A 22,518-nucleotide genomic window follows, 5' to 3' on the forward strand; every position below is an offset into this window, starting at 1 on the left:
CACTTAAATTTTTTCCAAAAAGAAGAACTTGAGTTTAAAAGCAAAAAAAAAGAGCAACCCTGTTGCTCTTTTTTTTTATTGAAATTCCTTTTTATTTTTTCTTCGGTTTAAAAACGGGTAGTATTTTAGTTTTTACCTCGCCAAAGCCTATACGTACTGCACCAGGTTTCTCGCAGTAACCTCGCATAATAACGGTGTCTTTATCTTCAATAAATTTACGATCACCACCATCATTAAGCTTAACCGGTTTAGAACCCTTCCAACTTAATTCTAGCATAGAACCAAAAGATTTAGGAGCAGAACCCGAAATAGTACCACTTCCCATCATATCTCCACTATTTACAGGACACCCATTAACGGTATGATGCGCCAGTTGCTGGCTCATATTCCAGTAGAGATGTTTAAAGTTAGAATTAGTAACTACCGTTTCTTCTTTATTTTCGGGCTTAATACTTACTTCAAGATTAATATCAAATGTTTTTTTGCCGCTGTATTGTAAATAGGGTAACAGTTCTTTTTCAGGCTTAGGACTCGCCGTACGGAAAGGCTCTAAGGCATCTAATGTAACAATCCAGCAGGATACTGAAGATGCAAAGTTTTTTCCTAAAAACGGACCTAGAGGTGCATACTCCCACCGTTGAATGTCGCGTGCACTCCAGTCATTAAAAAGTACCAGTCCAAAAATATATTCTTCGGCTTGATCTACAGGAATAGGTTGCCCAAGCTCATTAGCATCTGTAGTAATAAAAGCCATCTCCAATTCAAAATCAAGTTGACGTGATGGGCCAAATATAGGTTCTGTAGCGCCATTAGGTAATTTTTGTCCCTGTGGTCTGTGTACAGAAATACCTGATGGTATTATAGAACTGCTGCGCCCGTGATAGGCTACCGGTAAATGCATCCAGTTAGGTAACAAAGCGTTTTGAGGATCACGATATAAAGACCCTACGTTTATGGCATGTTCTTTACTACTGTAAAAATCTGTATAATCGCCTATTTGTACCGGAAGCTGCATTTCGACTTCATCCATAGCAAAAATAACACGTTCACAATGGTCTTTTTGATCTCTTAACTCGGCATTATCTGCTTCAAAAATCACCGAAATACGATTACGTACTGCACGCCAGGTCTTGCGACCGTCTGCTATAAAATCATTTAAGCTGTCTTGTAAGAAAATATCGTCTGTAAGGGGGATCTCGCTAAAATACCCTAATTGATGTAAAGCTCCCAGATCTATGGCAAAATCACCTATGCGTGTACCTATAGTGATAATGTCATCTCTAGTTAAAAACACACCAAAAGGTATATTTTGTATAGGGAAATCTGTATCTGCAGATGTTTCTAACCAGGTTTTGCGTTTTGGATCGTTAGTCTTTGAGGGCATAGATTTTTAATAAAATGTTAGTAAATGCTCATTTCAAATATAGAATTAAAATAGTACCAAAGGCATGTATTCACTACTTTTGAACCTAATTTAACAAACTTTATATCGCATGCAACGGGATACCGAAATCTTTGATTTAATTCAAGAGGAAAAACAACGACAACTTAATGGTTTAGAGTTAATTGCTTCAGAAAACTTCGTCAGCGAACAAGTTATGGAAGCTGCAGGTTCTGTATTAACTAATAAATATGCAGAGGGTTACCCTGGCAAACGCTATTATGGCGGATGTGAAGTGGTAGATGAAGTAGAAACCATCGCGATAGAGCGCGCAAAAGAACTTTTTGGAGCAGAATATGCGAATGTGCAACCGCATTCTGGTTCACAAGCAAACACTGCTGTATTTCACGCAGTGATGAAACCGGGAGAAACTTTTTTAGGTTTTGACCTATCACACGGCGGACATTTGACACACGGTTCACCGGTAAACTTTTCTGGACGTATTTACAATCCGGTATTTTACGGTGTAGATAAAGAAACCGGTCTCTTAAATTACGATAAGATAGAAGAACTTGCGATACAAGAAAAACCTAAAATGATCATTGCAGGGGCATCTGCTTACAGCCGTGAGATAGATTATAAGCGTTTTCGCGAGATAGCAGATAAAGTAGGAGCTATTTTATTGTGTGATATGGCTCACCCGGCAGGATTAATTGCAAAAGGGATTATAGGTGATCCTGTACCACATTGTCATATATGTACTACGACTACTCATAAAACGCTGCGTGGGCCACGTGGAGGTTTAATTATAATGGGTAAAGATTTTGAAAACCCATTTGGTGTTACTTTAAAGAATGGAAATCTGCGTATGATGTCTTCTTTATTAGACAGTGGTATTTTTCCGGGAAATCAAGGAGGACCTTTAGAGCATATCATTGCTGCTAAGGCAATCGCTTTTGGAGAAGCACTTACAGATGATTTCTTGCATTATATGGTTCAGGTTAAGAAAAATGCTGCGGTTATGGCTGCTGCTTTTGTTGAAAAAGGATACGACATTATTTCTGGTGGAACAGACAATCACATGATGCTCATAGACTTAAGAAATAAAGAGATTTCTGGTAAAGATGCAGAAGAGGCTTTAGGCAAAGCAGATATCACAGTTAATAAGAATATGGTACCCTTTGATACCCGCTCACCATTTGTGACTTCAGGAATGCGAATAGGTGTTGCAGCTATTACAACCAGAGGTCTCGTAGAGGCAGATATGAATAAAGTTGTAGAGCTTATAGATGCTGCACTTACTAATTTTGACAATAATGATAAGTTAGAAAGTATAGCAGATGAGGTTAATGAAATGATGGGACACAGACCATTATTTAAACATTAAAAACTGTATCTCATTAAAAGAATTTAAACCGGCATATTTTGCCGGTTTTTTTTTGAATAAAAACGATAGTCTACAATCCTAATGAGTTGAATTGTATTTAAGTAGATCCCTAAACAAACATCTTTCATTAATAAAAATGGCAGTTAACTTAATCGATTAACTTGTGAAAAACTACGATTGGGTGTTTGTTGTCGGATTTATTGTTAAAAATAATCAACTTAATCGATTAACTTACGTTCTTTGAACTCCCTAGAATAATAATATTAATTTCAATTACTTTTTATTTTTTTATTATGGACTTTAATACTACTATTTTTTTGATTGATGATGACGCTGTTTACCGCTATGGAATGCAGAAAATTTTAAGAGCACAGTTGAGCGATGTTAATATTATTCCATTTAATAATGGCCTAGAAGCATTAGAATATTTAGGAAATGAAACCCGGGAAATAGCATATCCTGATTTAATACTGGTTGATATTAATATGCCTATAATGAACGGCTGGGAGTTTCTTAACGAGTTAGACAAATTAGAAATTAATATAAATAAAGAAACATCTTTATATGTGGTTTCTAATTTTTCAGAAATTGCTCTAAAAGAAATTTGTAAGTCATTTACTTTTATAAAAGGTTATCTTAAAAAACCTATAGATTTAAGAGTTTCTCAATACGGAATACCTGGCTTAAGTATTGCGGTTTAATAATAATAGAGTTTATATTTAGAATGGTTAAAAGATTGACGAGTGATCGTCAATTTTTTTTTGCGATCTATGAAAGACAATTTAGCACGTTGAAGAGTGCGAAATACTTAATTTATATACAAGTATTTTTTAAAAACTGTAATCTAGAAATGTCTTAAAAACCCTTATTAAATAACTGTAAAACAGATAATTGTATTGTTTTGTAAGTTATGCTTAATTCTTACCTATAATTTACATCTAGTTTATTTTGTTTGTAAGAATAAGTCTCTTAAGTTTAATAGATATTTCATTTGTTTTTAAAGTTGAAATACAAAAAAATGTATGGTGTTTCCCTAAATACCAAAATATTAAACAGTGATTTTGCAAGTTTTTACAACTACAGATCTTAAGATTTAGCTTTTACTTGTAACCACTTTATATATTTAAAATACATATACAAGACTGTTAATCTGTGTGGCATGGGGATAAAAATACTTAAGCGATTTCTTCTTTTATACTTACCGGTTTTACTCTTTACTTTTTTGTGGAGTAAACTTCAATACGATCATCTCATTGAAGTTTTTTCAGTCGTGGAAGACCGAACCATAAAAAACAAAAAAGATCTTTTAGAAAATTTATGTCAATCTATTACTAGCAGTACTGAGCATTGGGGTGATATCATTGACTTTAACTATGTATTCGAGTTATCTCAAAATAGTACTGCCGTTAACCACTATTTTAAAATTATTGATGAATTGAAAGATTTTGATCAATTTAGAATTGTTGCTTTAGATGGGAATGAATTACTACGTTATGAGAGAGATAATCTAGGGAAGTTAAAGGTAGGGGAGTTACAAAACAAATACAATAGAGACTATTTTAAGCAGGGTATACAGCTCAAGCCTGGGCAGATTTTTCTCTCTCGAATTAATTTAAACAGAGAAAATGGTGAGATAGAAATACCATTAAAGCCCGTAATGCGAGGTATTGCTCCTATCTATGACAATCAAGGTATATTAAGAGCTTTAGTGATTATTAATTTTAATATGACTCGAATTCTCAATCAGCTAAATCAGCAAATTACTTTAAGCAATCTTTATTTAGTTGATCGAAATTTAAATGTAATCACGACTAATGTTTCAGATCTTCCGCTTTCTTACGAGCTCGCAGACACTTCTAAAACTGTGCATTTATCAGATAATATAGAAACATATTTTAAAACATTTGAGGATACCACACTTAGAGACGAGGGTGCTATCTGGACATTAAGTAAGTTTAATTTTTCAACTAAAAATTTATCAGACACTTCTAATAGTACAGGTTCACAAAATATTGTAACTCCTACAGATTGGGCTATTCTGCATGAAGTTCCTACAGAAGCTGTAGATTTAATTTTAGGTCCTATAATTAAGTTTTTTGTAATTTTTAATGTTTTTGGTGCGTTAACTATATTGATTATTTCATATATCGTTGAGCGAAAAAGAGTAATTAAAATTTCATTTTTAGATTCTCTTAAGCAGAAAAATGAGAAGTTACGTTTGAGTGAGATTTCTTTAGAAGAGTCTAATCAGAAGTTAATAGTTTCTAATGGTAGGCTAAAAACTCGTAATAAACAATTAGAAGAATTTAATTATTTAGTTTCTCATAATCTCCGCGCCCCTGTAACAAGTATGTCTACAGTAGTAGATCTCCTTAAAGAAGTACAAAATACAAATGAGTTAGATTTATTATTACCAAAATTATCTCAGATAAATAGTAATATAAGTATCATTACAGATGACATACGAGAGTATATTTCGATCTTAAGTGAGAATGGTATTGATCAAAAGAATTTCAATATAAAAACTGTTATTGAAAGTGTAGAGGGAGACTTTTCAGAATTAATCACTAAAGATATCGACTTTAAAATTATTCTAAAATTAGATGCCTGGGACGAATTGTATTTCTCAAAGTTCTACTTCAAGAGTATTGTACAGAGTTTTATGTCTAATTCTATTAAATATAGAAGAACAGATGTTGAATCTTTTATAAAGTTTGAAACCCAAATAGAAAATGGGCGTAAAGTACTTTACGTAATTGATAATGGATTAGGCATAGATTTAGATCTGCACAGTAAAGATATTTTTAAGTTATATAAACGATTTCATAGGGGATATTCTGGTAAAGGTATGGGGTTGTTTATTGTGAAATCGCAAATCGAAAATCTAGAAGCAACTATTGAAATTGAAAGTTCGGTTAACAAAGGAACCACATTTAAAATTACTTTTAAAGAATGAGTCAAGTTGCAGACATTGTTCTAATTGACGATGATGATGTATACCTATTTGTCGTAGGGCATATGTGTAATACCTACTGGCGTGATCTAAATGTAGTAACTATAACAGATGGGGAATTAGGTATAAACTATCTTAAAAAATCAAAAGAAGATAATATACAGTTACCTAAACTAATTTTATTAGATATCAACATGCCGTACCTTGATGGCTGGGGATTTTTAAATGCATTTAGATCTCAAGAAATAGATAAACAAGAAGAGATTACAATTTTTATGGTAACCTCTTCAAATAGAAGCTGTGATAAAAAACGTATGGAAAGTTATCCAGAGATAAACGGATTTATATTAAAGCCTGTTCGTAAAAAAGAATTGCATCAATTACTTGATTCAGTTTTTAAAAAATAATATGAGCAAGTTTACTTGATCTCCACGATTTTAATTATCTGATCTCTAAAAGTTACAGTCTCTCCCACTTGTGCGCCGGTTAGTAACTCACCTATAGGTGAAGCGCTAGAAATACAATATACATTGCCCGTAGCAAGTTTTAATTCTCCAAAAGGAATACCGATGAAATAACTGGCTTTATCTGTCAAAACTAAACTACCGTCTCCTATAATGGTGTTTGGAGTTAAACTTATACGACTTAAAATTTCTTTTTGTTTTTCAGTCTGATCTATTTGTCCTTGGGTGCGCTCCATTTCCTGCTGAATCATTTCAACTCCGGTTTCATATTTATCTCCTGCACTGCTTTTCCCGTCACTTTCTCGTGATTCTATAAGCCCTGCTTTGGTCTCACGCAGTTGTTCAAGACGTTTATTTAAACGTTCTTTCAATTCGTGTATAAGTTCTTTTTTTAACATTTGCAGATTTATTTAAAGGCGGCGAAATTAAGCTAAAAGCAGTCACTTGCGCAGCTGTTTATTTTTATTTAAGAATAAAAATCTACAAGTCTTTAACTACTTGTGTATGTGATAGTTTATCGTGAAAACCACTTTTAAATATTAAAAATGATAGGCGGTCTAGGGGTATAAGCCTGCATAAGGTGCGTATAAGTATTGTAAGCGCACCGGGTTTAGACCCATCAAGATTTACTACTTTAGTTTTGGTAAAAAATTTTCCGAGGGTTTTTTGAGAAAAGTATTCAGATACGCCATAGTAAACCATAAATAGTATGAAAACCATACCGTAACCTATACTCAAAAGCAACTCATTATTAGAAGTAGTAAATACTGAATCTAAAATAAATGTACCTGCTAAGATTAATAGTATAAAAACGATAAAATCTATAATAAAATTTACAAATCGTACTCCAGAATTTGTGACATACAATTGTATTTCCTGCACAGCAGTATTCTGTTGAGCAGCGGCTTTTACCAGATTAGCCATTTGAATTTTTGAAATAGAGCGGTTTGAGAGTTCACGCTCTGCAGCAACTACGGTATCAGGTTTATATTTGTGAACCTCTACAGTAACAATTTTTACTAGCTCTATATCTGTATACTTTTGAATATTAGAGATTGTCTCTTTACTTGCTGCCATTTTTAAATATATAGATTTTAATTAACGTGAGGTTTTAGATTTTTATATTGCAAGAATCTAACTAATATACCGTTCATATCTAGTTCTTTAAAAAGTTTTTTAAAGGGACTATAAATTTTTCAAAACGTTCTATATGGGGTAGGTGACCGGTATTTTCTATTTCTATTAAGCTGCTGTTAGGTATTTTCTGTTGGGTAGCTTTACCTAATTTATCATACAAGCCCATAGTTCTACGTATATTTTCAGAAACTAAAGGTTTACCTAATGCAGTGCGGTCACGATTACCTATAATTAAAAGCGTAGGAACGTTAAGTTCAGAAAATTCATAAACAACAGGTTGTGTAAAAATCATATCATAGGTAAGTGCAGCGTTCCAGGCGATGGTTTTATATTCAGAATTGAGTGTCCACCCGGCTAACACATTTACCCACTCATCATAAGCAGGATCCCAATTACCATCATAATAACTCTCTAATTGATACTTTTTTATTCCCTCATAATTTTTTATTAGTTCGTTCTCATACCACCATTCAACAGGTTTGTAAGGTACTTTTAGTTTCCAGTCTTCAAGACCAATTGGGTTTTCGAGAATCAATTTTTCGGTTATTTCAGGAAACATAAGCGCAAATCGTGTTGCGAGCATACCACCCATAGAATGTCCTAAAACTGCAGTATTTTTTACGCCTATATGGTCTAGAACAGCTTTGGTATTTAATGCTAGTTGCTGAAAGGTATAGTGAAAATGGTCTGGTTTTGAAGATTTTCCAAAGCCTATTTGATCAGGAACAATTACTCGGTAACCATCGGCGGCTAACGCATCAATAGTAGTTTTCCAGTACGCACCATTAAAGTTTTTACCGTGTAGCAGCATGATGTTTTTACCGTTGTAATTTTTTGGATTTACATCCATATAGGCCATTTCTAATTCTTGATTTTGAACCGAAATTATAATTTTATTTACTTCAAAAGGATACTCATAATTAGTGAGTTGTAGATCTAACAGTTGTAGTTGGCTTTCTTGAGCAGATACTAAAGATGCGCAAAGTATAAACAGGGTGAGGAATGTTTTTTTCAAGACGGAAAGTTTAAATATGTAATTATTTGTGGGTATTATCACTTCAAGATTACTAAAACTTAATGAGCTGCTCAACTCTTTAATATATCTTTAAAGCAGATAACAAGCCTATTTTAAACGGAAAGAATATCTAAATTGTGCCTTTAAAATTTCTTTAATGAACTCATCTCACATTAGCAGAAGAAACTCACTTAAGCTTTTTGCTTTAACCGGAACTACGCTTTTAGCAATGCCTAATCTGTTATTAAGTTGTGATAGTAAAAGAGATTTTAAAATCCGTTTTGGAATTTTGACAGATTCTCATTACGCCAATCGCGAACCGGTAGGAACTCGGTTTTATCGGGATTCAATACCTAAAATGCAGGAAGCAATTGAAGAATTAAATTCTCAGCATTTAGATTTTTTAATTCATCTGGGAGATTTTAAAGATCAGGATTCAGCTGCAAAAGCAGAAGATACATTAACATATCTTAGAGAGATTGAAGCTGTATTCCAAAGATTTAAAGGGGATAACTATCACGCGCTGGGTAATCACGATGTTGATAGCATTACCAAAGAGCAATTTTTAAAAAATATTGATAATACCGGCCAGAAAACTGCAGTGAGTTATTATGCATATGAGGCTAACGGGTTACAATTTATTGTACTGGACGCTAATTATGATGCCGATGGGACTTCGCATTATTTTGCCGAAGGTTCAGACTGGGAAAATGCTAATATTCCTGAAGAAGAAATGGAGTGGTTTGCAAACATATTGGCAAACTCAGATTTGCCTACCGTTGTTTTTTGCCATCATCCCCTGTATGAGTATTATAAAGAAGGTTCAAAGTTTCATGTGACCAATTACGCTGAAATTCAGCAGCTAATGGAAGCTAACGGAAACGTGATTGCCTGCCTCCACGGCCACGTACATGCAGAGGATTTTAAGGAGATTAATGGTATACATTATATAACCCAATTAGGAATGGTAGATTATGAAGGTCTTGATAATAATACCTTTAGTATTGTAGAAATCACACCTAACCAACTTAAAATAGAAGGATATAAACGTGCATCAAATAAGGATATTCTGCTTTAAATTAAAAATCTATAGCTGTGGTATTGTGTATTTCTTTCAGTACAAAATAACTTTCTAATACGCCTATATTCTGAATTTTTGAAAGCTTACTGCGCACAAACTCGTGGTACTCTTCAAGACCTCCTAAATGTATTTTTAAGAAAAAATCTACTTTACCTGCCATATGGTAGCATTCCTGTACTTCAACTAGTTCTTTAATCTGGCGTTCAAACGTATCTATAAAACCCTCGTTATGATAACGTAGAGATACCATACAAATCGCTGTTACCGGTCTGTTTAGCATCTTTTTATCTAAAATTGCGACATAATTTTTTATATACCTTTTTTTTTCTAGACGCCGTATTCGCTCATAAACCGGTGATGCTGTTAGGTTCAATTGTTCTGCAATATCTTTAGTTGTCTTCTTCGCATCCTCCTGTAAAATTCTTAGAATTTTTAGATCGGTTTCATCTAGTGTTTCCATAAAAGAAAATTTTCCTGTTTATAAGATTAGTTCATAACAGTATTAGGCGATAATTCTGCTAAATATTTATATTAAAGATAAAATTACTTAATTTTTAGAGTTTAGCAGTTTTTAATATGGTTTGAATTGTGTTTTTGCTAATTTTATGTTGAAATAAAGTTGTTATGAAAGAGCCTAAAATTTTAATTACCGGAGCTTTTGGTCAGTTGGGAACAGCACTTACTGAAGCTCTAATATCAAAATACGGATCTGATGCTGTAGTAGCTACAGATCTTCATATACGGGAAGAATTTAGTTGTAAAACATTAAAGCTTGACGCTACAGATATTCAAGCATTAGATGATGTTGTAAGACAGCAAAAGATCACTCAGATTTACCATCTCGCAGCCATATTATCTGCAAAAGGAGAAGAAAAACCTTTACAAACCTGGGATTTAAACAATTCTACCTTTTTTAATGTTCTTGAGGTAGCACGTTTAAATGCTATTAAAAAGGTGTTTTTCCCAAGTTCAATAGCTGTTTTTGGTCCAGATGCTCGCAAAGAACACGTGCCTCACGATTTTGCGCTGCATCCTACAACTGTTTACGGTATAAGTAAAGTAGCCGGTGAGCATTGGGCACGTTATTACAATGCTAAATACAATTTAGATGTACGTTGCTTACGTTATCCCGGTCTAATAAGTTATCAATCTTTACCAGGTGGAGGTACAACAGATTATGCAGTAGATATCTTTCATAAAGCAATTAATGGAGAAAATTTTGTAAGTTATCTTCAAGAAGATACGCAGTTACCTATGTTATATATGGATGATGCCATTGAGGCAACACTTCAATTAATGGAAGCACCTAAGGAAGCTATAAAAACAGTAGGTTATAATATTCAGGGAATTAGTTTTTCGCCTAAAGAGCTTTTAGAAGCGATTCAAAAACACATTCCAGAATTTAAAGCCGCGTACAAACCAGATCATAGACAAGCAATTGCAGAAAGCTGGCCTATATCACTAGACGATCGTGCTGCACAGGCAGAGTGGGGTTGGAAACCAAAATACGATCTTGCAAAAATGACTCAGGAAATGCTGAAGCAACTCGAGTTAAAAAAAAATAACAGTCAGAAACAACACGCATAAAAATCACACTATGTTTACATCAGTAAGAGAAAATATACAGAACGAACTAGAAGAAATACGGGAAGCCGGTCTTTATAAAGAAGAACGTATAATAACCACTCCTCAACGGGCTAAAATAAATACACAAAACGGATCTGAAGTTTTAAACTTTTGCGCAAACAATTATTTAGGACTTTCTGCACATCCAGATATTATCGAGGCAGGAATTTCAGCGATTAAAACACATGGTTTTGGTCTTTCTTCTGTACGTTTTATTTGTGGAACTCAAGACATTCACAAAGAGTTAGAGCGTAAAACTGCTGAATTTTTAGGGACCGAAGATTGTATTTTATATGCTGCAGCTTTTGATGCTAACGGCGGTGTTTTTGAGCCTATTTTGGGCAAAGAAGATGCTATTATTTCTGACGAATTAAATCACGCCAGTATTATAGACGGCATACGTTTATGTAAAGCTGCCCGTCACCGATACAGTCATAACAATATGGAATCTCTTGAGGAAGAATTGAAAAAAGCTTCAGGAGCCCGAAGAAAGTTAATTGTTACAGACGGTGTGTTTTCTATGGATGGTACAATTGCACAACTGGACAAAATTTGTGATCTGGCCGATAAACACGATGCTATGGTAATGGTAGATGATTGCCACGCCACCGGTTTTATAGGTGAGAACGGTAAAGGTAGTCACGAGTACAATAATGTGATGGGACGTGTTGATATCATTACAGGAACCTACGGTAAGGCCTTAGGTGGCGCTTCTGGTGGTTTTACTGCTGCCCGAAAAGAGATTGTAGATATGCTGCGTCAAAAATCGAGACCGTATTTATTTTCAAATACGCTGGCTCCCGCAATTGCAGGAGCATCTATAAAAGCTATAGATATGTTGAGCACTTCTGCAGATTTAATTGCAAAAGTTCAAAACAATGCAAAACGTTTTAGAAAAGAAATGACAGATGCAGGCTTTGATATTATACCGGGAGTGCATCCTATTGTTCCTATAATGCTATACGATGCTAAGGTCGCTCAGGAATTTGCAGCAAAATTATTAGGAGAAGGTATTTATGTGATTGCATTTTTCTATCCGGTAGTGCCGCAAGAAAAAGCACGTATTCGAGTACAGTTATCTGCAGCTCATGAAGATGAGCATATTACAAAAGCAGTTGCAGCATTTACTAAAGTAGGTAAGCAGCTGGGAGTTATTTAAAATTAAAATTGCGTTTAATTCTAAAGTGCCTTGCGTTTATCGCGGGGCATTTTTTGTTTTACCAAGACTTGATTTGAGAAAATATAATAAAAATGTGAAATAAACACTTATATTTAAGCTTCGCTAAATTTCACTAAAATGAAACTCTTTAAGCTTTCCATTTGCTTGCTTTTTTTAATTACTACTTTAAATTTACAAAGCTGTAAGCCCACAACACAACTGCCCGAAAGAAGTATAATCACATACAATAACCCTATAGTACCTCAGCGTGCAGATCCTTGGGTATATAAAGATATAGATGGTACTTATTATTTTATTGCGACTGTTCCTGAGTATGATCGTATAGAATTACGCCAGTCAAAAACACTAAATGGCTTAGGTACTGCGGAAGCTAAAGTGATCTGGACTAAACACACACAAGGCATTATGGGGGCACATATCTGGGCTCCAGAATTACATAAAATTAATGGGAAGTGGATTATTTATTTTGCAGCGGGAGATGTCGAAGATGTATGGCATATACGTATGTACGCGCTCTCAAATACATCTGAAAATCCTATGGAAGGAGAATGGGTTGAGGAAGGGCAAATTAAAACTGAAAGAGATTCATTTTCGCTAGATGCTACTACATTTGAACACAATGGAGAACGCTATTTAATATGGGCACAAAGTGTTCGGGAAGGAGAAAATACCTCCCTTGTACTGTCTAAAATGGAAACTCCTACACAACTTAAAGGAGAAGAATTAATTATATCAGATCCTGAGTTTAACTGGGAGCGTATAGGCTATAAAGTAAATGAAGGTCCGGCTGTTATTAAACGTAACGGAAAGATTTTTGTTACCTATTCTGCAAGTGCCACAGATAGCAATTATGCTGTAGGTTTACTCTGGGCAGATGAGCAAGCAGATTTAATGAATTTAGCAAACTGGCATAAATCTGAAACACCAGTTTTTTCAACTAATGAGGAAGTAAGAAGATATGGTCCTGGTCATAGCTCATTTACGGTTGCAGAAGATGGTAAAACGGATGTCTTAATTTATCACGCACGTGTATATAAACAAATACGAGGCAACTCCTTGCAAGACTTTAACAGGCACACACGAGCTCGTGTTGTTAAATGGGATGAGAAAGGATTCCCAGACTTTATGCAGTCTAAAACAGATTAATAATCACATATATTAGCCCTAAAAAAAAGCCTCGATTCAAATTCTGAAATGAGGCTTTTTTGTGTGATTAGACTTGATTTACTTAGAAAAACTAACCTGTAATGGGTTTGATAATTTTTCTGATGTTGTATTTAGAAAAGTAAGCCATTCTTGTTCATTTGTAAACTGGCCGCTTTTTTTCCAACCAAAACCTGCATAATAAATCACTTTGTTATTCTCAACGTTTATGTGCGCGTAGAGGTTACTTTCATCTTGCTTTGGTGTAAGATACTTTTCGGTAGCTTGAAGCCCTTGCGGAATAATTAGTGCCGATCCTAAGTCAGAATCATCAATGTGTTCCCAGTAAGAAATCCATTTATTTTCTTCATTTACTGATGTTTTTCCGGTATTGGAGTGTAAGGTAAGGCCGGCAGAAACGGTATCTGCACCGGTAATTGTGATTTCAAATTTAGAAAAATTGCTTCCGTAGTCGAGAGATATTTTTTTCTGCTCGGTTATTTGGGTCCCATTAGCATCCCAATCTTCATACTCGAGAATAAAACTGGTGCGTAAGGGTCCTGTCGTTAAAGTTTTCCACGTAGTAAAATTTTTAGAGTAGTAATAGGTTGAATCTTTTTTTACAGCAATACCGCCTATTCCTCTACTTGCACCTACGTGAAAATTATCTAAACCTTCGCCCGTATCTTCGTGATAGGTTCCGGCTCCTGAAGTCATTTTTTTATACCATTTATTGATAATAGGGTAATCAACGCGTTTAAGCCAGGCGTCTATTCCACTTGATAAAGTGCCACCGGGTATCTTATCTTCAATCATTTTTTGCGCCACAGGGCCATAAGTTCTAAAAGCAACTTTGTTGTTTTCCCAGGCATAATCATCTGTTCGCTCAGGTACAAAACGCGAGTACACAGCAGGGTCTGTTGTGCTAGTATCAGGTTTTTTATAGCTACTTGTAAGATTGTATGTATTAGTACTCTTAGCAGCTATCTCAGGCTGAAAAATGACCACATCTGCTACGCCATCACCATCTTCATCAACTAATTGACTCATTAAGGTATCTTTAGACTTGGTTTGTATAACGGCTATGGTAGTTGTTGTATCTCTTCGATTAAATGTAGTTAACCGATCAAGATCTACAGATACAGTCTCGTAAGAACGGTCTTCATTTAATGTATTTGTAACTATAACTTGTAGAGCAGAATTTTTAACGCCACAACTCGATAAAGCTAGCAGTGTGGTGGCAAGAAAAGCATTTTTAGAATAGTGCATGGAACTGGATTAGAGTTATCAAAATTTGAAATCCGAAGTTAGCGCACTTTTCTTTTCTATTAAAGCATTTGACTAAGAGATTAATTTAGAGCTTCTTTTATAGCATTTCAATTAAATAAGAATTTATTTGATTTTTGGTTTTTGGGATCTACAGCAGAAATTTTTTATAAATAGACTATGAATTCCAGTAGCCTTTAGTGCGATTTGAAAAATAACAGAATTTAGACCTTTTAGACAAATTTTCTTGTTTTTAGTTTCTGCACTTTTTGCTATGAGATATAACATGTATATACCTGAGATATCAATGAGTTCTAAGTCATTAAGTCTAATATTTATAGAGTTATAGTCGCATAACGTATCTTCTATTTTATGTTGTATTTCTGAAACGTTTTCGCTGGTAAGATTTCCACTAAGAGTAATCGTATTTTTAGTGGTTTCAAATTTGATCATTTTCTTAAAAATTTATCAAATATTGATTTTTATGATTTCCTATTTAGTAAAATTCGACTGCACGCAATTTACTGTAGATTAGTGGGTGATAGGTGTCTTTGAATTCTGAATATATGCGAGTAATTTTTGTATTTACTCAAGTATTTTTCAGTTTCACTCTAATTAAAATAGGCTTGAGACAACGGTATAATATTAAAGTTAGAAACTCCTGCTTGTACAAGCGAACTCGCTTCTATTTTAAACTGAATGGGTATATCTGTTCTACATCCTACAAATTCACAAACTTTAATTGCCTGAGAGGCATCATTAGGAATAGTAATATAATTACCTCCATTTGTGGCTGTCAAATCACGAGATCCAAGGGGTTTAATAATTAAAATATCATAGACACTAAATGAAGGAAACCGAAATCCGCTGTTTGTATAAGTTTTGGCCTTTACCGTTAGATTTTGGGGTGCATTCTGAGTATGCATAAAGACTCTGTATCTAAAAACATTATCACTACAAAGCGTGGAAGACGAGAGAATTAAAATAGGATTAAGTACAAAACTTATTTGATTTGCATCTATTGCGCTTTCAAAACCTATGTTGTTATCATCTATACCTGCTTCTTGTACGGTATCCTGAAATGACTGTATAAAGCTAGGCATACCATTTACATCTAAGGTACCATTTAAAAGCTGGCCTTGTAAACTAAACAGTGAGCATAAAGCTATTAAAAGTGATAAATACCGTTTCATAAGCGTTATTATTTTATCTCAAAAACCATTTCAAAACCACTAGGTAATGAGAGCGCATTGGGATTGTTAATTTGATATCTAATTTGATATCCCGTGTTTTCGCCATCGCCCGTAAATCCATTTGCGAAGTCGTAAACAAGAACTTGATCTGTCGTAGATAAACTTACTGGAGATAAGTTAGGGTTCGCTGCAAACTGACCGTTTATAGATGCAGTGTTTATAACCTGAAGTGTAATGGTCATATTTGAAGGTATGGGCAAATTTGTACTCGCATATATTCTTGCATTTTGAAAATTAGCACCCCTGTACGTAAAATTTAACCAAAAGTCACCGGTACTTGGAGATCCTATGCCCACAAATGGTTTACCGGCTTCTGAAACTACTACAGTATTTCCTGATGGTATAGCGTTCTCAGGTTCTAGATCAACGATATGTATAGGTTGTAAATCTAATACCGCTGAGACAACCTCTTGACCACCACCTAAAATAAAGGAACTAGAATTGTTTGCATTTATAGTTTCCTGCGCATGTAGTGTATGCTGAAAAACCATAATTAAAGCGGATGTAATAAATAGTAATAGCTTGCTCATCGTTAATTACTTATTATAAAGTTAGTAGTGTTGAACTTTATTTTTCGCTCTTTAGCTGTTAGATAGATTTGAATATCTTCCTGTTTACCGGAACTGGCAGTTATATTATTGTCACTTATTTTGTAGTAATCATTTTCATTCTTAAAACGTATAAGAGTTAGTTCATAATTGGCAGGCACAATATTTTTAAATATAAAGTTGCCTTTAGTATCTGTTTCAATAAAATAGTTATAATCATCTCCAGATAGTTTTACATATCCTTTATAACCAATAGTATCTTTTTTAGATATCAAATTAATTTTACCGTTTACCACAGCTGCTTTCACCAGTTCTATAGATAAATCTGCCGTATGATTTGAGGTGACATTTACTTCAAAAGGTGCTTTTCTGGTACTTACAATATTTTCAGGAAGACTGCTGTCATCTATAAAAACATAATTTTTTCCCAGAGGTAAATTGTTTAGGCGAAATTCTCCTTGTTCATTTGAAGCAATACGCTGTCCTGTAGTTATTATTTTGATATTTTCTACGGAAATAGTGTCATCTTCAGAAAAAATATATCCGTCAACACCACCTTGTTCCATTGTACGTTTTAATGGTGCGCCAAAGGAGTAGGTGTATTTTCCGAAGGCCGAAAGTTCACGGTTATTAATAGCTCCCGCATTCTCAAAATAATTAGCTCTAATTTCAAATAAATGATTTTTAGAGACGCGAACGGCAAGGTTGGCATTGATAAAGTCTCTCCTTAAATAACTGTCATCTGGACTAAAACCACTATTATAAGAACCATTAAAGTTTATTACTTTATAAAGGTTATAATTTATACCCAGATTGTACCGTGTATAACTCGTACTAAGTCCAGAATTACCGTATCTATTATTATAATTGTCATTTAATCCTACTCGCAGGGATAAGCCCGAAAATAACATATACGAGGCATTGGCATTATGAGCATACGAATCTCTATAGCCATCAAAATTACTGAGTAGATTACGCGTTTTTGATACACGACCATTAAAATTGAAATTAAAGCGACCTCCTGAAAAAAGATATCTATAAGTAATTCCCTTTTCTTTGTAAAAGTATGATTTAGGCTCTAACTGGTCTTCACGTTGTCTTTGATCTGCACGCACATCTACAGAATGTTTTTGATTAAAGCGGTAACCTAAAAGTATGAAGGTATTTTCAAAATAGGGTTCTGCTGCATAAAACAAGGGGTTAAGTCGTTGATTAACGCGAGAAACGGTATTACCAGTAGAAACATTCCATTTATTAAATTTATAAAATAGGTTATTTGAATATTGAAGACTGTTTCTAATAGAACCAAAATAATTTTCACCCGTAAGTGTAAGTGTGCCGCTATATGTTAGGTTTTTATAGGTTTGTATCAAATTCAAATACCCGGCATAATCGGTATGTAAATTTGTAAAACTTCCTGAAAATTCAGATTCTATAAACGTATTTTTGTTTTTATAATCTAATGATAAGGTGGCAATCTGGCCTTTTTCATTTTCATTGGCTTCTATCTTATTACTTGCACCTCTTATAGTTCCATTAGATGCGGCTAGCGATAAACCCATTTGAAGTCTTGGATTTATAGCATATTTCACCTGAGTACCATAAAGTGGACTATCATTAAAAGTGAACAAACGTGGATTAGAATAAAATGCAGTAAACGTCCAGTTTTTTACTTTTTCTTTTGCTAATTTTTTTACGAGATAAAGCATAAATACACCTGAACAGTCAATGTTTTCTAAGTTTTATATATTAATAATGAGATCACTAAATCGTACTAATGCATATTCTATTTTCCTTTGAATCTCAGATACATTACTACAAGTCAATTGACCTGTAATTTTAATTTCGTGTTTTGAACTATCTAAGAAAAACATATAAGTGGGTTTTGTTCTTCAGAGATTCTCAATCAAATTAGATATGTGTAAGAATTTTCGACAGGTAGCTTATTTGTGTAGATTACTCGCCTTTTTATATATTTAAATGAAATTTTATTTATGTAATAGTTAAATTTCAAGAATTTATATTCTGAAAAGGTTAATATTAAATAATTCCAATTTTTTCAAATAGCCGAGAGTAAGTTTAGTTTACAATGTATCGTTGAGTGATATTTTTTAACGATGTAAGTGTGCATTTGATAGACACTTTCAAAAGCATTTATCTAAAAAATAGCTAAAAAGCGTGCAAAGACGTTAATTTTATGAGGAGGTGTTTGACAAATGTTAATTGTCAATAACTTATAGTTTATAATATTAATTTAAACTTGAAGACATGACGCTAAAAATAGAAATAGATAGTTCCATAATTAAACTGAATGGAGTATTCCGCTGTAGAGTCAATACAATTGATAGATGAAATGTTAAAGGCATATTTAAAAACTAATATGCGCTTAGTTATCGATTTATCTAGTATTAGTAGAGTAGATGTAGAATGTGTATTTTTTCTTGAGAAATTTGTCAAAAAACAATCTAAAAAAAATAAATCTATTCAAATACGCCGCGTGCATAATAATAGAATTTATAAAGCTTTTAAAGTTCTTAAATTAGATTCGTTTTTTGAGGATTAATAAATATACATCTTAACTTTCCTGAGTTATCAGCTTAAATAGAGCTTATTATTTAAGTTAACGCGTACCCTTAAAATTAGTTCTAGCATAACAATCACACCAGTTTATAGCAACTTCCAGTATTAAATTTTTATCATTTAAAATTATATTAAAGTATTTGAGGGTATTCTCAACACAAGCTATATTTGTTACTATGATCGTAAGTGCAGATATCAACGGAACCCGAATAATTACGCAAACTCACCACGCGCATATTGCTTGTTACATAGGACATCATTTAAAAAATGATTATAAGAATGCGTATTTCTCTGATGTAATTGCGGCTATTGCTTTTCATGAAACCCGGGAGACCGATTTTAATTATACGCGTCAACTTAACGACCAAGGACAGCCCGTATCTTTTGATAAACCTGACGTTACCGAGACACAGCTTGGTCAAAAGGCAGAACAAATTTTGAATGGATTGAAGAGTAGATCATTGCTAGTAGCAGCTTTAGTATGTAGTCATCTTAAATTCTTATCTCCACAGGTTTTTGAAGCTGGTCTAGTCTCAAAAATTAATTGTGATCTAGATAAACAAGCTATGAAAGCATATAATCTTAAAGCAGATTCTTATAATTTTTTATATGGAATTGTGCGGTTTTGCGATCGACTTTCCTTAATGATTTGTCAGGATGAGTTTCCTGATGCAAACCGTTCTTACGAAATTAATGATGCGCTGGGAGATACTATTCACAACTTGTGTGATAAAGAGGGTGAATTAATAATAGATCCATGGCCTTTTCAAGATAATGAGATTGTGATTAATTATGAATATCACATTTTAAAACAGCGAAGTTTTAAAAACAGTGAAACCTTCTATAAAGCATTCAAAGAAAGTGAAATAGGATTTTCTAAAGTGACTTTTAAAAAATCCTAAATTTAAAATGGGGTAGTTTAATTAATCGGTACCGGTTAATTTTCTTTTTAAATATTTAGCAGTTTTACTTTCATAATTCTGTGCAACTTTTTCAGGTATTCCGGCAGCAACTACATTCCCACCTTCATCACCGGCACCGGGGCCAATATCAATAACCCAATCACTTGCAGCGATAATTTGCATATCGTGTTCTACTACGATAACTGTATTTCCTGCATCAACCAGCTTTGTTAACTGTAGTTGTAGTTTTTCTACATCGGTGGGGTGTAAGCCTGTAGTAGGTTCATCAAGAATATATACCGTATCGCCACGATTTGTACGTTGTAATTCTTTAGACAGTTTTATACGCTGTGCCTCACCACCAGAAAGTTCGGTAGCGGGTTGTCCCAGACGTAAATAACCCAATCCTACTTCCTGCAGCACTTTAAGAGTGCGGTTTACGCGATCATCATCTTTAAAAAAAGCTACAGCTTCATTTACGGTCATGTTTAAAACCTGAGCAATATTTTTGTCGTTATAAGTTACTTCTAGAGTCTCATTATTGTAGCGTGTACCTTCACAAACAGGGCAAGGTGCATACACGCTGGGTAGAAACAGTAATTCTACCATTACAAAGCCTTCACCCTCACAATTAGCACAGCGTCCTTTGCCTACATTAAATGAAAAACGACCAGCACTATATTTACGCGACTTGGCTAAGGGTGTAGTCGCAAATAGTTTACGCACAACATCAAAAAAGCCTGTGTAGGTTGCCAGATTTGATCGCGGAGTACGACCTATGGGTTTCTGGTTAACTACAACCATACGTTTTAGTTTTTCTGCTCCTGCCGAAATTGTCCCACCTATTTTGATGGCTTCCTCATTTTCAAGAGCATCTTCATCAACTTCTTCTTCTAATGAAGTACTATTGCCCAAATGATTTTTCATGAGTTCAACCAGTACTTGACTTACTAAACTACTTTTTCCGGAACCTGATATTCCCGTAACGCTTGTTAATACTCCCAGGGGAAAAGAGACGTTTAGATTATCTAAGTTATTATGGGTTACACCGCTTAAGGTCAACCAGCCTGAAGGATCGCGTGCTTCGGGTTTAGTAAAAGGGGACCTATTAAAAAGGTGCTCTCTGGTTTTAGAACGGGTAATTTCCTTTAAGCCTTCTGGTATACCGCTATATAAAATTTCACCACCGCCTTCACCGGCATTGGGTCCTACATCAACAATCCAATCTGCGTGACGTATTAGATCTAACTCGTGTTCTACGACAAACAGCGAATTTCCGCTTGCTTTTAATCGGTCTAGGGTTTTTAATAGGGCTTCGGTATCTGCAGGATGCAAGCCTGCTGAAGGTTCGTCTAAAACATATACGACACCAAATAAATTACTGCGCACTTGAGTTGCCAGTCTTAGTCGCTGGTGCTCACCGGGCGATAGGGTAGGTGTGCTGCGTTCTAATGATAAATAACCCAAGCCAAGTTCTAATAAAACATCTACGCGTGCGACCAGATCTTCGGCTATACGCTGGGCCACCATTACCTTTTCTTTATGATCTTCACCTAATTTTTTTAATGCAGGAGCAGAACCATCACTATAGGGTTTAAAAACAGAGTGTATTTTTTTTAGCGGCAAGCGTGACATATCTGCAATATCAAAACCTTCAAAAGTAACCGCAATTGACTCACGCCTTAAACGTTTGCCGTGGCAAGCAGGACATTCGCTACTCACCATATAATTAGCCACCCTTTTTTTCATTAACGCACTTTGCGAATTTGAGAACGTGTGTAAAATGTATTTTTTAGCGCCTATAAATGTGCCTTTATAACTAGGTTGAAGTCCGTCTTTAATAGCCTGTTTAACTTCTTCCCGATTATAATTTCGATATACGGGAACCTGAGGTTGCTCGTCTGTAAAGAGAATCCAGTCTCTATCTTTCTGCGGAAGATCTTTCCACGGGGTATCTACATCGTATCCTAAAGTAACTAAAATATCACGTAAATTTTTACCTTGCCAGGCTTTAGGCCAGGCGTCTATTGCGCGTTCTCTAATGGTTAGCGTATCGTCAGGAATCATACTTTTTTCGGTCACCTCGTAAACTCTACCCAGCCCGTGACACTCAGGACAGGCCCCTTCCGGAGTGTTTGTAGAAAATGAATCTGCATATAAAATAGATTGACCATCAGGATAATCTCCCGCACGAGAATAGAGCATTCTCAATAAGTTTGACAAAGTCGTCACAGATCCTACTGAAGATCGCGTGGAGCCAGAGCTGCGTTGCTGTTGTAAAGCAACTGCAGGAGGTAGCCCTTCTATCGCATCAACTTCAGGAATGGGCATTTGATTAAACAATCTACGTGCGTAAGGTGATACAGATTCAAGATACCTACGTTGTGCCTCGGCATATAAAGTGCCAAATGCAAGTGAAGATTTGCCAGAGCCAGATATTCCTGTAAATACCACTAGCGCATCTCGCGGAACTTCAAGTGATACATTTTTAAGATTGTGCTGTCGCGCGCCATGTATAGTTACAAAACCTTCCTTCGCAGTTTCTTTGTCAAACGTTTGTGTCATAATAGTTATTAGGACAGCAAACTTAGTAAGAAGCACT

General features: G+C 34.7%; 20 protein-coding genes. 9 read left to right on the forward strand and 11 right to left on the reverse strand.

The window, feature by feature from the left end; genetic code table 11:
* Window positions 1-91: 91 nt before the first annotated feature.
* The gene (fahA, locus tag ACIGAM_RS09850; protein WP_396511286.1) at window positions 92-1,384 is read right to left on the reverse strand and encodes a fumarylacetoacetase; all 1,293 of its coding nucleotides are present in this window, start codon (window positions 1,382-1,384) and stop codon (window positions 92-94) included.
* Between the two features lie 109 nt (window positions 1,385-1,493).
* Between fahA and glyA the strand changes: the two genes are divergently transcribed.
* The 4 genes from glyA (at window position 1,494) to ACIGAM_RS09870 (ending at window position 6,128) form a co-directional block, all read left to right on the forward strand.
* Window positions 1,494-2,768, forward strand: coding sequence for a serine hydroxymethyltransferase (glyA, locus tag ACIGAM_RS09855; RefSeq protein WP_396511287.1), 1,275 nt, complete (start codon window positions 1,494-1,496; stop codon window positions 2,766-2,768).
* 293 nt (window positions 2,769-3,061) lie between these two features.
* On the forward strand, window positions 3,062-3,469 hold the full coding sequence (locus tag ACIGAM_RS09860; RefSeq protein ID WP_396511288.1) for a response regulator: 408 nt from the start codon (window positions 3,062-3,064) through the stop codon (window positions 3,467-3,469).
* Between the two features lie 458 nt (window positions 3,470-3,927).
* On the forward strand, window positions 3,928-5,724 hold the full coding sequence (locus tag ACIGAM_RS09865; RefSeq protein ID WP_396511289.1) for an ATP-binding protein: 1,797 nt from the start codon (window positions 3,928-3,930) through the stop codon (window positions 5,722-5,724).
* Window positions 5,721-6,128: a response regulator gene (locus ACIGAM_RS09870; protein ID WP_396511290.1), complete on the forward strand. Its 408-nt coding sequence runs from the start codon at window positions 5,721-5,723 to the stop codon at window positions 6,126-6,128. The genes ACIGAM_RS09865 and ACIGAM_RS09870 overlap by 4 nt, the downstream gene beginning before the upstream one ends.
* 11 nt (window positions 6,129-6,139) lie before the next feature.
* Here ACIGAM_RS09870 and ACIGAM_RS09875 read toward each other — a convergent pair whose 3' ends face one another.
* The 3 genes from ACIGAM_RS09875 to ACIGAM_RS09885 form a co-directional block, all read right to left on the reverse strand.
* Window positions 6,140-6,583, reverse strand: coding sequence for a 3-oxoacyl-ACP synthase (locus ACIGAM_RS09875; RefSeq protein ID WP_396511291.1), 444 nt, complete (start codon window positions 6,581-6,583; stop codon window positions 6,140-6,142).
* Between the two features lie 82 nt (window positions 6,584-6,665).
* On the reverse strand, window positions 6,666-7,262 hold the full coding sequence (locus ACIGAM_RS09880) for an RDD family protein (RefSeq protein ID WP_396511292.1): 597 nt from the start codon (window positions 7,260-7,262) through the stop codon (window positions 6,666-6,668).
* Window positions 7,263-7,341: 79 nt separating this feature from the next.
* Window positions 7,342-8,337 (reverse strand): alpha/beta fold hydrolase, encoded by a 996-nt coding sequence (locus tag ACIGAM_RS09885; protein WP_396511293.1) that lies wholly within the window; start codon window positions 8,335-8,337, stop codon window positions 7,342-7,344.
* Between the two features lie 157 nt (window positions 8,338-8,494).
* On the opposite strand from ACIGAM_RS09885, the gene ACIGAM_RS09890 reads away from it, so the two are divergent.
* Window positions 8,495-9,415, forward strand: a complete 921-nt coding sequence (locus ACIGAM_RS09890; protein ID WP_396511294.1) for a metallophosphoesterase family protein — start codon at window positions 8,495-8,497, stop codon at window positions 9,413-9,415.
* A 1-nt stretch (window position 9,416) separates the two neighbouring features.
* Here ACIGAM_RS09890 and ACIGAM_RS09895 read toward each other — a convergent pair whose 3' ends face one another.
* The gene (locus tag ACIGAM_RS09895; RefSeq protein WP_396511295.1) at window positions 9,417-9,878 is read right to left on the reverse strand and encodes an Lrp/AsnC family transcriptional regulator; all 462 of its coding nucleotides are present in this window, start codon (window positions 9,876-9,878) and stop codon (window positions 9,417-9,419) included.
* Window positions 9,879-10,042: 164 nt separating this feature from the next.
* Between ACIGAM_RS09895 and ACIGAM_RS09900 the strand changes: the two genes are divergently transcribed.
* The 3 genes from ACIGAM_RS09900 to ACIGAM_RS09910 all read left to right on the forward strand — a co-directional run bounded on the left by ACIGAM_RS09900 (window position 10,043) and on the right by ACIGAM_RS09910 (window position 13,370).
* Window positions 10,043-11,005 (forward strand): NAD-dependent epimerase/dehydratase family protein, encoded by a 963-nt coding sequence (locus tag ACIGAM_RS09900; RefSeq protein ID WP_396511296.1) that lies wholly within the window; start codon window positions 10,043-10,045, stop codon window positions 11,003-11,005.
* Between the two features lie 10 nt (window positions 11,006-11,015).
* Window positions 11,016-12,203, forward strand: a complete 1,188-nt coding sequence (gene kbl, locus ACIGAM_RS09905) for a glycine C-acetyltransferase (RefSeq protein ID WP_396511297.1) — start codon at window positions 11,016-11,018, stop codon at window positions 12,201-12,203.
* 138 nt (window positions 12,204-12,341) lie between these two features.
* Window positions 12,342-13,370: a family 43 glycosylhydrolase gene (locus ACIGAM_RS09910; protein WP_396511298.1), complete on the forward strand. Its 1,029-nt coding sequence runs from the start codon at window positions 12,342-12,344 to the stop codon at window positions 13,368-13,370.
* 78 nt (window positions 13,371-13,448) lie between these two features.
* On the opposite strand, the gene ACIGAM_RS09915 is transcribed toward ACIGAM_RS09910, so the two are convergent.
* From ACIGAM_RS09915 to ACIGAM_RS09935, 5 genes are all read right to left on the reverse strand, one after another.
* Complete coding sequence (locus tag ACIGAM_RS09915; RefSeq protein ID WP_396511299.1) at window positions 13,449-14,636, reverse strand: DUF4861 family protein; 1,188 nt, start codon at window positions 14,634-14,636, stop codon at window positions 13,449-13,451.
* Window positions 14,637-14,759: 123 nt separating this feature from the next.
* Window positions 14,760-15,086: an STAS domain-containing protein gene (locus ACIGAM_RS09920; RefSeq protein ID WP_396511300.1), complete on the reverse strand. Its 327-nt coding sequence runs from the start codon at window positions 15,084-15,086 to the stop codon at window positions 14,760-14,762.
* Between the two features lie 158 nt (window positions 15,087-15,244).
* Window positions 15,245-15,826: a hypothetical protein gene (locus ACIGAM_RS09925; protein WP_396511301.1), complete on the reverse strand. Its 582-nt coding sequence runs from the start codon at window positions 15,824-15,826 to the stop codon at window positions 15,245-15,247.
* A gap of 8 nt (window positions 15,827-15,834) precedes the next feature.
* Window positions 15,835-16,416: a hypothetical protein gene (locus ACIGAM_RS09930; RefSeq protein WP_396511302.1), complete on the reverse strand. Its 582-nt coding sequence runs from the start codon at window positions 16,414-16,416 to the stop codon at window positions 15,835-15,837.
* A 2-nt stretch (window positions 16,417-16,418) separates the two neighbouring features.
* On the reverse strand, window positions 16,419-18,143 hold the full coding sequence (locus tag ACIGAM_RS09935) for a hypothetical protein (RefSeq protein ID WP_396511303.1): 1,725 nt from the start codon (window positions 18,141-18,143) through the stop codon (window positions 16,419-16,421).
* 1,011 nt (window positions 18,144-19,154) lie between these two features.
* Here ACIGAM_RS09935 and ACIGAM_RS09940 point away from each other — a divergent pair.
* Complete coding sequence (locus ACIGAM_RS09940) at window positions 19,155-19,916, forward strand: DUF3891 family protein (RefSeq protein WP_396511304.1); 762 nt, start codon at window positions 19,155-19,157, stop codon at window positions 19,914-19,916.
* 21 nt (window positions 19,917-19,937) lie between these two features.
* Here the strand turns inward: ACIGAM_RS09940 and uvrA are convergent, their stop codons facing one another.
* Window positions 19,938-22,481, reverse strand: a complete 2,544-nt coding sequence (gene uvrA / locus ACIGAM_RS09945; protein WP_396511305.1) for an excinuclease ABC subunit UvrA — start codon at window positions 22,479-22,481, stop codon at window positions 19,938-19,940.
* Window positions 22,482-22,518: the final 37 nt, after the last annotated feature.

This window comes from Leeuwenhoekiella sp. NPDC079379 (assembly GCF_044542075.1).
GTDB lineage: Bacteria > Bacteroidota > Bacteroidia > Flavobacteriales > Flavobacteriaceae > Leeuwenhoekiella.

What these genes read in the sequence shown, in the direction of transcription:
- fahA (WP_396511286.1), bottom strand. Translation starts at nt 1,384, where the DNA reads ATGCCCTCAAAGACTAACGATCCAAAACGCAAAACCTGGTTAGAAACA.
- glyA (WP_396511287.1), top strand. Translation starts at nt 1,494, where the DNA reads ATGCAACGGGATACCGAAATCTTTGATTTAATTCAAGAGGAAAAACAA.
- ACIGAM_RS09860 (WP_396511288.1), top strand. Translation starts at nt 3,062, where the DNA reads ATGGACTTTAATACTACTATTTTTTTGATTGATGATGACGCTGTTTAC.
- ACIGAM_RS09865 (WP_396511289.1), top strand. Translation starts at nt 3,928, where the DNA reads ATGGGGATAAAAATACTTAAGCGATTTCTTCTTTTATACTTACCGGTT.
- ACIGAM_RS09870 (WP_396511290.1), top strand. Translation starts at nt 5,721, where the DNA reads ATGAGTCAAGTTGCAGACATTGTTCTAATTGACGATGATGATGTATAC.
- ACIGAM_RS09875 (WP_396511291.1), bottom strand. Translation starts at nt 6,583, where the DNA reads ATGTTAAAAAAAGAACTTATACACGAATTGAAAGAACGTTTAAATAAA.
- ACIGAM_RS09880 (WP_396511292.1), bottom strand. Translation starts at nt 7,262, where the DNA reads ATGGCAGCAAGTAAAGAGACAATCTCTAATATTCAAAAGTATACAGAT.
- ACIGAM_RS09890 (WP_396511294.1), top strand. Translation starts at nt 8,495, where the DNA reads ATGAACTCATCTCACATTAGCAGAAGAAACTCACTTAAGCTTTTTGCT.
- ACIGAM_RS09895 (WP_396511295.1), bottom strand. Translation starts at nt 9,878, where the DNA reads ATGGAAACACTAGATGAAACCGATCTAAAAATTCTAAGAATTTTACAG.
- ACIGAM_RS09900 (WP_396511296.1), top strand. Translation starts at nt 10,043, where the DNA reads ATGAAAGAGCCTAAAATTTTAATTACCGGAGCTTTTGGTCAGTTGGGA.
- kbl (WP_396511297.1), top strand. Translation starts at nt 11,016, where the DNA reads ATGTTTACATCAGTAAGAGAAAATATACAGAACGAACTAGAAGAAATA.
- ACIGAM_RS09910 (WP_396511298.1), top strand. Translation starts at nt 12,342, where the DNA reads ATGAAACTCTTTAAGCTTTCCATTTGCTTGCTTTTTTTAATTACTACT.
- ACIGAM_RS09915 (WP_396511299.1), bottom strand. Translation starts at nt 14,636, where the DNA reads ATGCACTATTCTAAAAATGCTTTTCTTGCCACCACACTGCTAGCTTTA.
- ACIGAM_RS09920 (WP_396511300.1), bottom strand. Translation starts at nt 15,086, where the DNA reads ATGATCAAATTTGAAACCACTAAAAATACGATTACTCTTAGTGGAAAT.
- ACIGAM_RS09925 (WP_396511301.1), bottom strand. Translation starts at nt 15,826, where the DNA reads ATGAAACGGTATTTATCACTTTTAATAGCTTTATGCTCACTGTTTAGT.
- ACIGAM_RS09930 (WP_396511302.1), bottom strand. Translation starts at nt 16,416, where the DNA reads ATGAGCAAGCTATTACTATTTATTACATCCGCTTTAATTATGGTTTTT.
- ACIGAM_RS09935 (WP_396511303.1), bottom strand. Translation starts at nt 18,143, where the DNA reads ATGCTTTATCTCGTAAAAAAATTAGCAAAAGAAAAAGTAAAAAACTGG.
- uvrA (WP_396511305.1), bottom strand. Translation starts at nt 22,481, where the DNA reads ATGACACAAACGTTTGACAAAGAAACTGCGAAGGAAGGTTTTGTAACT.